Raw genomic sequence first — 14549 nt, forward strand, 5'->3', positions numbered from 1 at the left:
CTTAGCCCGCCCGGCTCACGAACCGCTCGTGATCCTCCGGCGCCAATCGAACCTCATAATGCGCGCCGTCATCGGCCATCCAGTGGTCGAGCACTTCGCCATGCTGGTGCAGCCATGCCGCCCCCGCCCCGTCGGCCGGGTCGAGCGTCAGCATGAAGCGGCGGTGTCCCGCCGTCAGCCGCGCCGCTGCCGCCGCGATCAGCTCGTCCACCCCCTCCCCGGTCAGCGCGGAGATCGCCACGACGTCGGCGCGCGCCGCCGCATCGGCGATCACCCCGTCGCGGCGATCGTCCTCAAGCGCGTCGAGCTTGTTCCACGCCTCGATCCGCGGCGTTTCGGGATCGACGCCAATCTCGCCCAGCACCGCTTCGACGTCATGGCGCTGCGCCTCGCTGTCAGGGTGCGCGATGTCGCGGACGTGGATCAGGAGGTCGGCCGACACCACCTCCTCCAGCGTTGCCTTGAAGGCGGCGACCAGCTGCGTCGGCAGGTCGGAGACGAAGCCCACCGTGTCCGACAGGATCGCCTTGTCGATGCCCGGCAGCGAAATCTGACGCAGCGTCGGGTCGAGCGTCGCGAACAGCAGGTTTTCTGCCATCACCCCCGCCCCGGTCAGGCGGTTGAACAGCGTCGATTTGCCCGCATTGGTATAGCCGACCAGCGCCACGACCGGCCACGGCGCGCGCTGGCGCCGGTCGCGATGGAGCGTGCGCGTGCGGCTGACCTGATCGAGCTCACGGCGCAGGCGCGCCATGCGGTCGCGGATCATCCGCCGGTCGGCCTCGATCTGCGTCTCGCCGGGGCCGCCGAGGAAGCCGAAGCCGCCGCGTTGCCGCTCGAGGTGAGTCCAGCTGCGCACGAGGCGCGAGGACTGATAATCGAGATGCGCGAGCTCGACCTGCAACCGCCCCTCGGCCGTCCGAGCGCGCTCGCCGAAAATTTCGAGGATCAGGCCGGTCCGGTCGATGACCTTGCAGCCGAGCCCGGTTTCGAGGTTCCGCTGCTGCACCGGCGAAAGCGCCGCGTCGAACACGGCCAGGCTCGCGCCCAGCGCCTCGACCCGCTCGTGCAGGCTCTCGACCTGGCCGCCACCGATCAGCGTCGCGGGTCGCGGTTGCCGGACGCGCAGGCCGACGCGCTCGACCACCTCGACACCGATCGCCGCGGCAAGGCCCGCCGTCTCCTCCAGTCGCGCGTCGACCTCGCGGCTCGCGCCGCCCTGGTCGGGCAACACGACGATGGCGCGCGCGCCGCGGGCGAACTCCTCGGCGTCGCGATCGAATCCGGTACTCAGGCTGCGTCCCCCTGTGCCTGTTCTTCGGCAAGATTCAGCGGGTTCGCGGGCTGGATCGTCGACACGGCGTGCTTGTAGACGAGCTGCGACATGCCGTCGCGCTGGAGCAGCATGCAGAACAGGTCGAACGCGGCGATCTGGCCCTGCAGCATCACGCCGTTGACGAGGAACATCGTCACATGCTCCTGCTGGCGGCGCACGGCGCTCAGGAAAATTTCCTGCAAGACCGGGTTCTTGCTGCCGTTATCCGACACGCTGTCAATGATGGGCGACAAGTCGACATTGCCCGTCGGCATGATCGTCGAGATCGCGTGCTTGTAGATCAGCTGCGACTGGCCGTCACGGCGCAGCAGGACCGAGAAATTGTCGAACCAGGTGACGATCCCCTGAAGCTTGACGCCCTTGACGAGGAACATCGTCACCGGCGTCTTCGCGCGGCGCAGGGCGTTGAGGAACTGGTCCTGGAGCGAGGTCTGCTTGTCGGCCATCGGTCGATCCCTTGTTCTTGGCGGGGTTTGCCCGCTGCGCGCCGCTTCGTGCGACGTCGGTCGCGCGCCACCGTGGCGTGCGCCGCCAAGGTAGGGACGATTGCCGCGATCGTCCAGCCGCGAGCGGCTAGTCCTCGCGCGTCTCGGTGATGCCGAGCAACTTCAGTTTGCGGTGCAGCGCCGAGCGTTCCATGCCGATGAAGCTCGCCGTTCGGCTGATATTGCCCGAGAAGCGGCGGATCTGGACGCGCAGATACTCCCGCTCGAACGTCTCGCGCGCTTCGCGCAGCGGCGTGCCCATGATCGCGCTTGCGCCCAGCCCGCTCGCATCGCGGCCGGTCTGGAGCACCTCGGGGGGCAAGAGGTCGAGGTCGATGCGGCCGATCCGGTCGCCGGGCGCCAGGATCACCGTGCGCTCGACGACGTTGCGCAGCTGGCGGACGTTGCCCGGCCATTCATAGCTCTGCAGCGCGACCATCGCATCGGGTGCGACCTCGGGCGTGGGCACGCGGCGGTCGGTGGCATAGCGCGCGACGAAATGCTCGACGAGCGGCGGAATGTCCTCGCGGCGGTCGGCGATCGGCGGGATGACGACGGGGACGACGTTGAGCCGGTAATAGAGATCCTCGCGGAACCGCCCCTCCCCGATCTCGACCATCAGGTCGCGGGCGGTGGCGGAGACGACGCGGACATCGACCTTGACGACGCGCGTGCCGCCGACACGGGTAAAGCTCTGATCGGTCAGCACGCGCAGGATCCGGGCCTGCGTCGCGACCGGCATGTCGGCGATCTCGTCGAGGAACAAAGTGCCGCCATGCGCCTGTTCGAGCAGGCCCGGCCGCACAAGGTCGCCCGCTTCCTCGACGCCGAACAGCTCCTCTTCGACGCGCTCGGGCGTCATTCGCGCGGCGCTCACGATGACGAAGGGCGCCGTCGCGCGCTGGCTCCAGGCGTGCAGCAGGCGGGCGGCGACTTCCTTGCCCACCCCCGGACCGCCCGAGATCAGCACCCGGCTGCCCGTCTGCGCCACGCGTTTCAGCGTCGCGCGGACGGTGTTGATCGCGGCCGAGCTGCCGGTGAGGTCGGTGTCGCGCCCGGCACTTGCGCGCAGATCCTCGACCTCCTGACGCAGGCGCTCGGTCTCGGTCGCGCGCTTGACGAGGAGAAGCAGGCGCTCGGCTTCGAACGGCTTCTCGATGAAGTCCGACGCGCCGCGCCGGATCGCCGCCACCGCGGTGTCGAGATTGCCATGGCCCGAGATTACCAGCACCGGCAGCGACGGGTCGCGCCGCTTGATCTCCTCGAGCAGTTCGAGCCCGTCTAGGCGTGAGCCGTGCAGCCACACGTCGAGCAGGACAAGGCTCGGCCGGCGCGTCGCGATCGCTTCCAGCGCGGCGTCGCTGTCGCCCGCCGAGCGCGTGTCATAGCCTTCGTCCTCGAGCACGCCGGCCACCAGCTCGCGAATGTCGCGTTCGTCATCGACGACGAGAATGTCGAGGGTCATGAATTAGGGTTCCGGGTCCGGGTGAGCATGTGAAGGCGGTCGTCGTCCGTGGAGGCGGGCGTCGCCTCGGCATCCTCGGGCACCGCCAGCGGTTCGAGCGCGCGTGCGTCGAAAGCGAGCGTCACGATCGTGCCACCACCGGGCCGATCGGCGAAGCTCACTGCGCCCAGATGCTCCTCGGCAATCTTCTTGACGATCGCGAGGCCGAGGCCCGTGCCGCGGCTGCGTGTCGTCATATAGGGCTCGACGATGCGATCACGCTCGAGCGGCAGGCCGACGCCGTTGTCGGCGACCGACAGCGTGACGCGGCCGTTCGACTTGGCAAGCGTCATCACGATCTCGCCCTGCGGCAGGTTATCGGCGGCCGGGCGCGCCTCAATCGCCTCGGCGGCGTTCTTGATGACGTTGGTCAAGGCCTGGCCGATCTGCCGCCGGTCGCAGACGAGGCTGACCGGCGCGTCGGGATCGGTATCGAGGCGGAACGCGATGCCGGGATGCCCAACCTCGTGCAGGAACATCGCCTGGCGGGCGATATCGACCAGTGACTCGCGCCGGAACACGGGCTTGGGCATCCGCGCGAAGGATGAGAACTCATCGACCATGCGGCGCAGATCGCCGACCTGCCGGACGATGGTCTCGGTCAGCCGCGAGAAAGTCGTGTCGGACGGTTCGATACTCTTGCCGTACCGGCGCTGGAGCCGCTCGGCGGCGAGCTGGATCGGGGTAAGCGGGTTCTTGATCTCGTGCGCGATGCGCCGGGCAACGTCGGCCCAGGCGGCGCGGCGCTGGTCGGCCAGCTGCTGAGTGATGTCGTCGAAGGTCAGGATCGGACCGGCGGCGTCCCTCGTGATCTTGACCGCGAGCGTCCGGGCCTCGCCGCCGCGCGCGACCTGGACCACAGCCTCGCGCTGGTCACTGGCGAGCAGCGCGTCGAGTTCGGGCGCGACCTCGGTCAGCGGGCGGCCGATCGCATCGTCCTCCCCGATCTCGAGGAGGTGCGCGGCCGAGCTGTTGATGAGGCGGACCGTCCGCTCGGCACCGATCGACACGATGCCTGCCGATACGCCCGACATCACCGCCTCGATGAGCGCGCGACGACCCTCCGATTCGGCGTTCGCGGCGACCAGTGCGCCGGTCTGCTCCTTCAACCGCTCGGTCATGGTGTTGAACGCGCTGGCCAGCGTGCCGACTTCGTCCATCCGCTTGGGCTGGCTGACACGCGCGTCGAAATTGCCGCCGGCGACGCCGCGCGCGGCATCGACCAGGTCGTTGACCGGGCGCACGAGCCGGTCGGCGATGGCCAGTGCCGCGAACACTGCGAGGCCGACGATGAACAGCGAGATGCCGAGAAGCGCCAGATTGAACCTCAACTGCAGCGAACGTGACCGCTCGCGCAGCGCCCGATAATCGGCGACCACTCCCTCCGCGCGCTGCTTTCGCTCCATCAGTTCGCGCGCGCCGACCACGCGGCTCGAGGCAACGAGGTATCGCGTGCCCGGCACCGGCGCGATTGACTGGATGCGTTCGCCGCTGACGATCACGACGCTGGGCCTGCCGGCCAGCACCGCCCTGGCGTCGGCGACGCTTAGACTGCTTGCGAGGCCGCGCTCATAGGGGTCGAGTAGCGCATAGGTCAGGACCTCGCCGTCGGGCGCCAGGGTAAAGACGATCGACTCGGCCAGGCTGCGCTGGAAGACGCTCTGCTCGAACGTGGCGATGAACTCGGGCGTGTCGAACGGATATCCCGCGGCCAGCACGCGCTGGATATCCTTGCCGAGCGCGATGTTCTCCCCGTCGATCCACCGCGTCATTTCGCGATAGGATTCGTCGGCGAGCGTCGCGGCACGCTCGATCATGTCCTTGGCGCGGTCGGAATACCAGAATTCGACGCCGTACTGGAACAGCATCGACGCGACGATGGTTACGAGGATCATCGGCACGCTGGCAAGGACGGAGAACAGCGCGACGAGGCGGACGTGCAGTCGCCCCTGCCCCCCCGCCGCCGACGCCATCGCGCGCTTGATCGCAATGCGCCGCCCGATCAGCACCAGCAGTGCGACTGCGGGCACGAGGTTGGCGACCATCAGCAGCGCGACCAGCGGTGGTGTCAGCGGCCGCGGCGATGTCGGGTCTGCGGTGATGATGAAATAGGTGGCGATGCCGATCGCGACCGCCGCGGCGAGCACGCCAAGCTCGATCAGCGGCGTTACGCTCAGCCGTCGGCGCGGCTCGGAACTCAGCATGTCGGGAACGGCAATAGCCTCCATCGTTGCAAGCGTACAACATCGCCGTGGCAGAGAAAACACATAGTTTGGTTCATCTGATCGCTACACGCCCACGCTTCGCCGTGAGGTGTCGATGCCGAGTGTGTCGAGCCGCTTGCGCAGGGTGTTGCGATTGATGCCGAGAATGCGGGCGGCGCGAAGCTGGTTCTGGCCGCAGCGCGCGAGCACCGCCTCGATCAGCGGCCGCTCGACCTCGGCGATGATCCGCTCGTAGAGGCTGCCGTCCTCGAACGCCTGCGGCATCTCGCGCGCCAGTCGTTCGAGGCGGGCGGCGACTGCAGCCGAAAGGTCGGGATCGGTCTCCGCGCCGACCATGGGCGGCCCGCCCTTGCCCAGATTGGCCCGGATCTCATCGGCGTCGATCGTCGCATCGCGCCCGAGCGCGGCGGCGCGGCGCATCAGATTCTCGAGCTCGCGGACATTGCCTGGCCAGTCATGGCTCTCGAGCAGCGCCAGTGCGCCCTTGTCGATGCCCTTGCGCGGCAGCCCGCTCTCGGCCGCGCGATCGAGGAAATGGCGCGCCAGCAGCCCGACGTCCTGCCGCCGCTCCCGAAGCGGCGGCAGGCTGATCGGCACGACGTTGAGGCGGTAGAACAGGTCCTCGCGAAACGCGCCCTGCGCGACCGAGGCGGTCAGGTCCTTGTTGGTCGCCGCGACGATGCGCACGTCCGCGCGGATCGTCCGTGCGCCGCCGACGGTGGTGAACTCGCCCGACTGGAGCACGCGCAAGAGCCGGGTCTGCGCCTCCATCGGCATGTCGCCGATCTCGTCGAGGAACAACGTTCCTCCCGCCGCCTGCTCGAACCGGCCTGCCATCCGGGCCGCAGCACCGGTAAACGCGCCGCGCTCGTGCCCGAACAATTCTGCCTCGATCAGTTCGCGCGGGATCGCCGCCATGTTGATCGCGACGAAAGGCGCGGCGCTGCGCGGGCCAAGCTCGTGGATCGCGCGCGCGACCAGTTCCTTGCCCGTTCCCGATTCCCCCGAGACGAGCACGGTGAGGTCCGTCGCGACGACGCGCGCGATGATACGATAGACTTCCTGCATCGCCGGCGAACGACCGATGAGCAGCCCCCCGCCCTCCTCCGCCGGCCCCAGGTCGGCCGGGCGAGCGGCGCTCCGGGCAAGCGCCCCCTGCACTGCGTCGGCGAGGGCCGCGAGGTCGAAGGGCTTGGGCAGATAATCGAACGCCCCCGCCTCGGTCGCGCGAACGGCGGTGGTCAGCGTGTTCTGCGCCGACAGGACGATGACGGGAAGGCCGGGAAAGTCGCGCGTCAGTGACGTCACGACGTCAAGCCCGTTGCCGTCCGGCAGGATCACGTCGGTGACGAGCACGTCGGGCAGCCCGCGCGCGATTTCGCCGCGAAGCTGGGCGAGGCTGGCGACGGTATCGACCCGGTGCCCCGCGCGCCGGAGCGCCTGCGCGATGACCGTCCGGATCGCGGCATCGTCGTCGCAGACGAGGATGCTGCCGATCCGCCCCTCGCTCATGCGTCCGCCCGCGGCAACAGGATACGCAACACCGTCCATTCAGGCTCTCCCTCGCGCGCATAGGCGACGATCCCGCCCATGTCGCGCACCAGCTTGTCGACCAGCGGCAGGCCCAGCCCCTGCCCCTCGGGTTTGCCCGACACGAACGGCTCGAACAGATGTTCGGTGATGTCGATGGGCGCGCCGGGGCCGTTGTCGAGCACGCAGATCTCGATCGGCAGCTTCTGGCGCGGGCGGCCCGGCGCGGCACTCGCCGACATGCCGTGGCGATAGGCGGTGGCGATCTGTATCCGCGGATTGGGCCGCCCCGCCAGCGCCTCGGCCGCGTTTTTCATGAGGTTCAGGATCACCTGCAGAAACCGGTCTCCGTCGATCATGACGTCGGGCAACGACGGGTCGAACCGCTCCTCGATCGTCACGCCGCGCGCGAAGCCCGCCTGCGCCACGCGCTTGGCATGGGCGAGCAGCGGATAGATGTTGGCAGCCGCCAGCGCGGGGGGGCGCGTGTCGGTGAAGTCCTGCATCCGGTCGATCAGCGCGGCGATGCGATCGACCTCTGTGGTGATGAGCTCGGTCAGCTCGCGCTCGCCGCCCGCATCGCCCAGCAGCTGCGCGGCGCCGCGGATGCCCGACAGCGGGTTCTTGATCTCGTGCGCCAGCATCGCCGCCGCGCCCATCGCCGCGCGCGCGCCGCCGCGGTCGCCGACGCCGTGCCGCCGTCCAGCCGACGCATCGTGCAGGCTGACCACGCGCCAGCCGCGCTCGGGCAGCAGCGCCTCGGTCATGTCGACGCGGATGCGGTGCCCCCGGCGCGTCACCAGCTCGGTATCGAGCAGCGCCAGTCCGCCGCGATCGCGATTGCGGACATAATCCTCGGGCAGATCGAGCACCTGGGTTACTCCCAGCCCGCGCATCGACCGCTCCGACTGGTTGAGGAGCAGCTCGCACGCGCCATTGGCGAAGACGATGCAGTCGCCCGGATCGAGCACGAGCACCGCCACGGGCAGCGCCGCGAACAGCTCGGCCGCGCTCGGCCCCTCCGCCTCGGTCAGGCCGCCGCGCGCGAACGCCACGGCGCGTAGAAGTCGGCGAGCATCGCCTTCACGACCTTCGGGTCGGCGATCTGGTTCACCTTGTTGCGGAACTCGGCCGAGCCGTGCAGCCCGCGCGTGTACCAGCCGATATGCTTGCGCGCCATGTTGACGCCGGTCTCGATCCCATAGTGCGACAGCATCATGTCGTAATGTTCGGCGATCAGCTCGTACTGCGCCTCCAGCGTTGGGTCGGCGACCTGCCGCCCGCTGGCGAAATGCGCCATCACCTGCCCGAGCAGCCACGGCTTGCCATAGGCACCGCGGCCTATCATCACGCCATCGGCGCCCGACTGCGCCAGCGCGGTCTCGGCATCCTCGATCGAACAGATGTCGCCATTGACGATCACCGGCAGCTTGACCGCATCCTTGACGTTGCGGACGAACGCCCAGTCGGCGCTGCCCTTGTACATCTGGTTGCGAGTGCGCCCGTGGACAGTGATGAGCTGCGCGCCCAGGTCCTCGGCGATGCGGGCCAGCTCGGGCGCGTTCAGGCTCGAATGGTCCCAGCCCATCCGCATCTTCACGGTGACCGGCACCTTCACCGCCCTCACCACCGCCTCGATCAGACTGGCGGCGAGCGGCAGGTCGCGCATCAGCGCCGAGCCGGCATCGCCGTTCACCACCTTCTTCACCGGGCAGCCCATGTTGATGTCGATGATCGCGGCGCCACGATCCTCGTTGAGCTTCGCCGCCTCGGCCATCTCCTTGGGCGAGCAGCCGGCGAGCTGCATCGACACCGGCTCCTCGACCGGATCCCACGCCGCCTTCTGCAGCGACTGCCGCGTCTCGCGGATCATCGCCTGACTGGCGATCATCTCGGTGACGTTCAGGCCCGATCCGAAGCGGCGCACCAGCTTTCGGAACGGCAGATCGGTGACGCCCGTCATCGGCGCGAGGATCACGGGACTGTCGATCCGCACCGGACCGATCTGGATGGGCGCAAGCTGGGTCATCGGAACTGCCTGAAAAACAGGCAGCCCCTAGCCGATGGGGCGATCGCTGGCAAGGCTGGCGAGCCGTGTCCGATTGGGCTAGTCGCCGGCCGATGGAACGCCCCAGAACCGCCGCACTGATCGTCGCCGCAGGCCGGGGCACACGCGCGGGCGGTCCGAAGCAATTCCGCGCGCTCGGCGGTCGGCCGATACTGGCGTGGAGCTACGACGCGCTTGCCGGCCATGACGCGATCGGTCAGGTGCTGGTCGTGATCGGTGCCGGCCAGGAGGCGGCGCTGGTCCAGGCGCTGGGCGACGTGCCGTTCGTGATCGGCGGCGCGACGCGCCAGGCTTCGGTCCGCGCCGGGTTGGAGGCGCTCGACGCCGATGGTGTTGAGCGCGTTCTGGTCCACGACGCCGCACGCCCGTTCCTTCCCGGCACCGTGATCGATGCGCTGCTCACGGCACTCGATGCCGACAGCGGCGCGACGGCCGCTATTCCCGTGACCGATACGCTCGCGCGCGGCATCGAGGTGCTGGGTGACACCGTGCCGCGCGGCGGCATGGTCCGCATTCAGACGCCGCAGGCGTTTCACCTGCCTGAACTGCTCGCCGCGCATCGCGCCTGGCCGGAGGGGGAGGCGGCGACCGACGATGCGCAAATACTGCGCCGCGCGGGCCACGACGTCGCCCTCGTGGCTGGCGATCCCGCGCTCGACAAGATCACATTCCCAGCAGACTTCGCGCGTGCGGAGGCGATGCTCGCCGCCTGCATGGTCAGTCGTACGGCGACCGGCTTCGACGTCCACCGGCTCGAGGCGGGCGAGGAATTGTGGCTTGGCGGCATGCTGATCCCGCACGACAAGGGTCTGTCGGGCCATAGCGACGCAGATGTCGCGCTCCACGCGATCACCGACGCGCTGCTCGGCACGATTGGCGCGGGTGATATCGGCCAGCATTTTCCGCCTAGCGACTCGCAATGGAAGGGCGCGCGGTCCGACCAGTTCCTCGCCCATGCCGCCACGCTGGTGCGCGCGGCCGGTGGCATTATCGATTTCGTCGATCTGACCCTGATGTGCGAGGCGCCGAAGATCGGCCCGCACCGCGAGGGGATGCGCGATCGGATCGCCCAAATCTTGCAGCTTCCGCCCGCCCACGTTAGCGTCAAGGCAACGACGACCGAACGGCTGGGCTTCACTGGCCGCGGCGAGGGGATCGCGGCTCTGGCGAGCGCGACGGTCCGCGTACCGGGACAGGAACCATGATGAACACGCTTTCGCCGCTGGCACGCGGCGCGCTGTGGCTCGCCGCGCTGGCAGTACCCGCGCCTGCGCTCGCCCAGACCAACGCCTGCCTGACCCCGCGCGAGGGTGAGGCGGTCCTGCTCTACCTCGCGCCCGACCTGCTGGCGCAGGCGACGCGCACCTGTGCGCCGGTGTTGCCGGCGAGCGCCTATCTGCGCCGCAACGCGGATCTCGGCCGCCGCTATGCCGGGGCGAGCGCCGACGCCTGGCCCGCCGCGCGCGGCGGGATCGCCAAGATCGCCGGTCCCGACGTCGCCCCGCTGCTCGACAGCGCGTTCGCGGCGGCCGCCGTCTCGTCGCTGGTCGCGCCGCTGGTCGCGCAAGAGATCACCGCCGGCGACTGCCCGCAGATCGACCGCATCCTGTCGCTCGTCGCCCCGCTCCCGCCACAGAATGTCGCGGGCATCGCCGTCGCCTTCCTGCAGCTGGCCAACGACCGTGATCGCCGGGCCGGTCGTCGCTCGCCGCTGCCGATCTGCACGAAGTGACACGCATGGAAACGATGCTCCCCCCCGAACTCGTCACCCTCGCCCGCCGCGTGGTCGAGGAAAACTGCGCCCAGGGCCGCCGCGTCGCGCTTGCCGAAAGCTGCACCGGCGGGCTCGTCGCCGCGGCGTTGACGGAGATTCCAGGGTCGTCGGAGGTGCTCGATGCCGGCTTCGTCACCTATTCGAACGAAGCGAAGATGAAGACGCTGGGCGTTAGCCTCGACGTGCTCGAAACCTTCGGCGCGGTGTCGATCGCGGTCGCTTGGCGGATGGCGCAGGGCGCGCTTGAAAAGTCACAGGCCGATATCGCGGTGGCGATCACCGGCATCGCCGGGCCGGGCGGCGGCAGCGAGAAGAAGCCCGTGGGCACCGTCGTCTTTGCCCGCGCCGTCCGCGGCGCCGACCCACAGGATGTTCACGCCGATTCGAAACTGTTCGAGGACAATGGCCGCGCCGGCATCCGCCTTCAGGCGGCGCTTTGCGCGCTCGAACTGCTGCTGCCCGATTCACCCGCGCCCGAAGGCGAGTAGAGCGTCGCCGCCCGCTCCTCGAACGCGCCGATCATCTTGCGGAGCGCGCGGTCGAACACCTGCCCCGCCAGCATCTCGAACATCCGGCTCTTGAACTGGAAATCGACGGTGAAATCGACCAGGCAGCCGCCCTTGCCGTCGGGCCGGAAGGTCCAGTCGTTATGCAGGTACTTGAGCGGCCCGTCGATATACTCGACGCGGATCTTCTCCGGCCGCACCTTCTGCACGCGCGAGGTGAAGCTTTCGCGCAGGCCCTTGAAGCCAACGATCATGTTGGCGACCATCTCGGTCTCGCTGTTCGACCGCACGCGGATCGCGCTGACCCAGGGCAGAAACTCGGCATAGCGGCCGACATCGGCCACCATGTCGTACATCTGCTCGGGGCTATAGGGCAGCGCCCGCGTCTCGCTATGCTTGGGCATCAGCGGGTGCGTGCGAGCTTCGCCTCGCGATTGGCGCGCAGGCGCTCGAAATCGTCGCCCGCGTGATAGCTCGACCGGGTGAGCGGCGAGGACGCGACGAGCAGGAAGCCTTTGGCACGTGCGATTGCCGCATAGGCGTCGAACGCCTGCGGCGTCACGAAATCCTCGACCCGGGCGTGGCGCGGGGTGGGCTGAAGATACTGGCCCATTGTGAGGAAATCGACGTCGGCGGAGCGCATGTCGTCCATCACCTGATGGACCTCGAGTCGCTGTTCGCCCAAGCCCAGCATGATCCCCGACTTGGTGAAGATGGACGGATCTAGCCGCTTGACGCTCTCGAGCAGCCGAAGCGAGGCGTAGTAGCGCGCGCCCGGCCGGATCGTCGGATAAAGCCGCGGAACGGTTTCCAGATTGTGGTTATAGACGTCGGGCCGCGCCGCCACGATCGCCTCGACCGCGGCGTCGGCCTTGTTGCGGAAGTCGGGCGTCAGGATCTCGATCGTCGTCGTCGGGTTTGTTCGCCGGATCGCCTCGATCACCTTGACGAACTGGCTCGCGCCGCCATCGGGTAGATCGTCGCGATCGACCGAGGTGATGACGATGTGGTTGAGGCCCATCTGCGCCGCGGCGTCAGCGACATTCTGCGGCTCCATCCGGTCGACCGCGCGCGGCATGCCCGTCTTGACGTTGCAGAACGCGCAAGCGCGCGTGCACGTGTCCCCGAGGATCATCACGGTGGCGTGCTTCTTCGACCAGCATTCGCCGATGTTCGGGCACGCCGCCTCTTCGCAGACGGTCGTCAGGCTTTTGGCGCGCATCAGCTCGCGAGTCGCGGCGAACCCGGCCGAGGTCGGGGCCTTGACGCGAATCCAGTCGGGCTTGCGCGTGCGGGGCGCGCGGGGGGCGAGCACGGGGCTGTCGGTCATGGCGCCCAAATAGAGCCGGGCGCGGCCGGAAACAATCGTGTCGGACACGATTTGACACAAAGCGTTCGTTGCCCGGCAAGATGCCGGTCCCTAGCTGACGCTCACATCATAACCCCTGTCGGGAGGCCTAATGACCTACTTCAACGACCTGATCGACGGTTATCACCGCTTCCGTACCGCTGATTTGCGCCGCCAGCACGAGCGCTGGCTCGAGCTGCGCGAGAAGCAGGAGCCTAAGGTGATGGTTATCGCCTGTTCGGACAGCCGGGTCGAGCCTGCGCAGATCTTCGACACGCTGCCCGGCGAGATCTTTGTCGTGCGCAACGTCGCCGCACTGGTGCCGCCTTGCGAGATCGGCGGCGGTCGCCATGGCGTGTCGGCCGCGCTTGAGTTCGCGGTGACGAAGCTCAAGGTCGAGGAGATCGTCGTCATGGGTCATGGCGCCTGCGGCGGCTGCGCCGCGGCGCTGTCGAACGTGTTCAAGGATGCCGAGCCCGGCGAGGGCGGCTTCGTGCGCGACTGGGTCAGCATCCTCGACGACGCGCGCGAGAAGGTGAAGGCCGAGTTCGGCGACAGCCCGAGTGCCGGCCGCGAGATGGAGTATGAGGCGGTCCGCACCTCGATCACCAACCTAGACACCTTCCCCTTCGTCCAGAAGGCCAAGGCCGCAGGCGAGCTCAAGGTCCACGGTGCCTATTTCTCGCTCATCGACGGCGAGCTGCATGTGCTTGGCGAAGACGGGAAGTTTCACTTCCCCCAGCCCGTTCAGGTCGAAACCGAGACGGTGTGACGCATCCGGCCCGCCGGCGTGGACAATACGCCGGCGGGACAAGTTCCCTCGCGCTCCTTCCCCTTATTCCCGGAGCGCTTCCTTGACGGCGTGCGCGGCCTTGCCGAGCACGCCGTCGCCTTCTGCAACGCCTCTCATCTGCTGCGCCTGCGCGCCGCCGCCGGGGCGCGGCGGCGCGAGCATCGGCTCGCCGCCCAACGGCTCCATCGGCCGCTGCGAATATTCGCCCTTACCGTCGAGCGACGGACCCTCCGACCAGCGGCCCGCGGGCGGCGGCGTGCCGTCGCGGTTGAAGCCCAACTGGGTATAGCTGAACTCGGTCGCCTCGGCCTCTTGCGGGAAGCTGTTGGGGATCGGCAGGTTGGCGTCGAGCCCGCCCAGTTCCTCGATCACCGCCAGGAACTGCTGCTGGTGATAGGTGTCGCGGGCGATGAGGTAGGACAGCATGTCCTTCATCCCCGGATCCTCGGTCATGTTGTACAGCTTGGTCGCAAGCATCCGGCCCGTCGCCTCGGCGGTCACGTTGGCGAGCATGTCGGCGGCGAGGTTGCCGCTGGCATAGACGTGGCTGGTGTCGAACGGCACGCCATTGGCATCGGTCGGCAGCGCGGCAAGGCCGGTCGAGAGCACATGGCGCATGTCCATGCCGTTGAGCACCGATCCGCCTGCGGCATCGGCGGCGATATCCTCCTTGATCGACAGCGGCGCTTTCTCGAGATTGAGCGCGACGGCTGTCGCCAGCATCTCGATATGCGCGATCTCCTCCGTCGCGGTGTTGAGCAGGAGGTCGCGATATTTGGCTGGCCCGCGCGCGCCCCAGGCCTGAAAGAAATACTGCAGGCAGACGCGAATCTCGCCCTCGATTCCGCCGATCGCCTGCTGAAGCGCGCGGGCGAACACCGGATCGGGCCGCTCGACGCGGACGGGGTACTGCAGGAGCTTGTCGGTGTAATACATTCGCGTTCCTCCGGGTTCGGGACGAGAACGGCCGTTGCCCGAAG

The 14549-nt window shown here is 68.5% G+C and carries 14 protein-coding genes; 4 read left to right on the forward strand and 10 right to left on the reverse strand.

Features of this window, described 5'->3' with window-relative positions; translation table 11 throughout:
• Nucleotide 1 precedes the first annotated feature (1 nt).
• The 7 genes from hflX to dusB all read right to left on the reverse strand — a co-directional run bounded on the left by hflX (nucleotide 2) and on the right by dusB (nucleotide 9109).
• On the reverse strand, nucleotides 2-1294 hold the full coding sequence (gene hflX / locus COC42_RS00990) for a GTPase HflX (RefSeq protein ID WP_096341436.1): 1293 nt from the start codon (nucleotides 1292-1294) through the stop codon (nucleotides 2-4).
• The gene (gene hfq / locus COC42_RS00995) at nucleotides 1291-1899 is read right to left on the reverse strand and encodes an RNA chaperone Hfq (protein ID WP_281253087.1); all 609 of its coding nucleotides are present in this window, start codon (nucleotides 1897-1899) and stop codon (nucleotides 1291-1293) included. The genes hflX and hfq overlap by 4 nt, the downstream gene beginning before the upstream one ends.
• A gap of 10 nt (nucleotides 1900-1909) precedes the next feature.
• Nucleotides 1910-3286 carry a nitrogen assimilation response regulator NtrX gene (gene ntrX, locus COC42_RS01000; RefSeq protein WP_096341438.1) on the reverse strand — a complete coding sequence of 459 codons (1377 nt, stop codon included), beginning with the start codon at nucleotides 3284-3286 and terminating at the stop codon, nucleotides 1910-1912.
• Entirely contained in the window at nucleotides 3283-5529 is a 2247-nt protein-coding gene (locus COC42_RS01005; RefSeq protein ID WP_096343001.1) for a sensor histidine kinase, read from the reverse strand. The genes ntrX and COC42_RS01005 overlap by 4 nt, the downstream gene beginning before the upstream one ends.
• An 84-nt stretch (nucleotides 5530-5613) precedes the next feature.
• Nucleotides 5614-7062 carry a nitrogen regulation protein NR(I) gene (gene ntrC / locus COC42_RS01010; protein WP_096341439.1) on the reverse strand — a complete coding sequence of 483 codons (1449 nt, stop codon included), beginning with the start codon at nucleotides 7060-7062 and terminating at the stop codon, nucleotides 5614-5616.
• Entirely contained in the window at nucleotides 7059-8135 is a 1077-nt protein-coding gene (locus tag COC42_RS01015; RefSeq protein ID WP_245843752.1) for a two-component system sensor histidine kinase NtrB, read from the reverse strand. The genes ntrC and COC42_RS01015 overlap by 4 nt, the downstream gene beginning before the upstream one ends.
• Entirely contained in the window at nucleotides 8111-9109 is a 999-nt protein-coding gene (gene dusB, locus COC42_RS01020; protein WP_096341440.1) for a tRNA dihydrouridine synthase DusB, read from the reverse strand. Before dusB ends, COC42_RS01015 begins: the two co-directional genes overlap by 25 nt.
• A 92-nt stretch (nucleotides 9110-9201) precedes the next feature.
• Here dusB and COC42_RS01025 point away from each other — a divergent pair, with 92 nt between their 5' ends.
• Genes COC42_RS01025 through COC42_RS01035 form a run of 3 tightly spaced genes read left to right on the forward strand, consistent with a single transcriptional unit; the run spans nucleotide 9202 to nucleotide 11410 of the window.
• On the forward strand, nucleotides 9202-10353 hold the full coding sequence (locus COC42_RS01025; protein ID WP_096341441.1) for a bifunctional 2-C-methyl-D-erythritol 4-phosphate cytidylyltransferase/2-C-methyl-D-erythritol 2,4-cyclodiphosphate synthase: 1152 nt from the start codon (nucleotides 9202-9204) through the stop codon (nucleotides 10351-10353).
• Complete coding sequence (locus COC42_RS01030) at nucleotides 10353-10880, forward strand: hypothetical protein (protein WP_141395754.1); 528 nt, start codon at nucleotides 10353-10355, stop codon at nucleotides 10878-10880. The genes COC42_RS01025 and COC42_RS01030 overlap by 1 nt, the downstream gene beginning before the upstream one ends.
• 5 nt (nucleotides 10881-10885) lie before the next feature.
• Entirely contained in the window at nucleotides 10886-11410 is a 525-nt protein-coding gene (locus tag COC42_RS01035; RefSeq protein ID WP_096341443.1) for a CinA family protein, read from the forward strand.
• Here the strand turns inward: COC42_RS01035 and COC42_RS01040 are convergent.
• The gene (locus COC42_RS01040) at nucleotides 11347-11832 is read right to left on the reverse strand and encodes a type II toxin-antitoxin system RatA family toxin (RefSeq protein ID WP_096341444.1); all 486 of its coding nucleotides are present in this window, start codon (nucleotides 11830-11832) and stop codon (nucleotides 11347-11349) included. The two genes, COC42_RS01035 and COC42_RS01040, sit on opposite strands and share 64 nt — an antisense overlap.
• Nucleotides 11832-12758, reverse strand: a complete 927-nt coding sequence (gene lipA, locus COC42_RS01045) for a lipoyl synthase (protein ID WP_096341445.1) — start codon at nucleotides 12756-12758, stop codon at nucleotides 11832-11834. Before lipA ends, COC42_RS01040 begins: the two co-directional genes overlap by 1 nt.
• Before the next feature lie 130 nt (nucleotides 12759-12888).
• Here lipA and COC42_RS01050 point away from each other — a divergent pair, with 130 nt between their 5' ends.
• The gene (locus tag COC42_RS01050) at nucleotides 12889-13548 is read left to right on the forward strand and encodes a carbonic anhydrase (RefSeq protein ID WP_096341446.1); all 660 of its coding nucleotides are present in this window, start codon (nucleotides 12889-12891) and stop codon (nucleotides 13546-13548) included.
• A gap of 63 nt (nucleotides 13549-13611) precedes the next feature.
• On the opposite strand, the gene COC42_RS01055 is transcribed toward COC42_RS01050, so the two are convergent.
• Entirely contained in the window at nucleotides 13612-14505 is an 894-nt protein-coding gene (locus tag COC42_RS01055; protein ID WP_096341447.1) for a manganese catalase family protein, read from the reverse strand.
• Between the last annotated feature and the right edge of the window lie 44 nt (nucleotides 14506-14549).

Source organism: Sphingomonas spermidinifaciens (assembly GCF_002351485.1).
GTDB classification, from domain to species: Bacteria; Pseudomonadota; Alphaproteobacteria; order Sphingomonadales; family Sphingomonadaceae; genus Sphingomonas; species Sphingomonas spermidinifaciens.

Bases quoted from the DNA above. Each gene is read 5' to 3' on its own strand.
- ntrX (WP_096341438.1), bottom strand. From the start codon at position 3,286: ATGACCCTCGACATTCTCGTCGTCGATGACGAACGCGACATTCGCGAG.
- COC42_RS01005 (WP_096343001.1), bottom strand. From the start codon at position 5,529: ATGCTGAGTTCCGAGCCGCGCCGACGGCTGAGCGTAACGCCGCTGATC.
- ntrC (WP_096341439.1), bottom strand. From the start codon at position 7,062: ATGAGCGAGGGGCGGATCGGCAGCATCCTCGTCTGCGACGACGATGCC.
- dusB (WP_096341440.1), bottom strand. From the start codon at position 9,109: ATGACCCAGCTTGCGCCCATCCAGATCGGTCCGGTGCGGATCGACAGT.
- COC42_RS01025 (WP_096341441.1), top strand. From the start codon at position 9,202: ATGGAACGCCCCAGAACCGCCGCACTGATCGTCGCCGCAGGCCGGGGC.
- COC42_RS01030 (WP_141395754.1), top strand. From the start codon at position 10,353: ATGAACACGCTTTCGCCGCTGGCACGCGGCGCGCTGTGGCTCGCCGCG.
- COC42_RS01035 (WP_096341443.1), top strand. From the start codon at position 10,886: ATGGAAACGATGCTCCCCCCCGAACTCGTCACCCTCGCCCGCCGCGTG.
- COC42_RS01040 (WP_096341444.1), bottom strand. From the start codon at position 11,832: ATGCCCAAGCATAGCGAGACGCGGGCGCTGCCCTATAGCCCCGAGCAG.
- lipA (WP_096341445.1), bottom strand. From the start codon at position 12,758: ATGACCGACAGCCCCGTGCTCGCCCCCCGCGCGCCCCGCACGCGCAAG.
- COC42_RS01050 (WP_096341446.1), top strand. From the start codon at position 12,889: ATGACCTACTTCAACGACCTGATCGACGGTTATCACCGCTTCCGTACC.
- COC42_RS01055 (WP_096341447.1), bottom strand. From the start codon at position 14,505: ATGTATTACACCGACAAGCTCCTGCAGTACCCCGTCCGCGTCGAGCGG.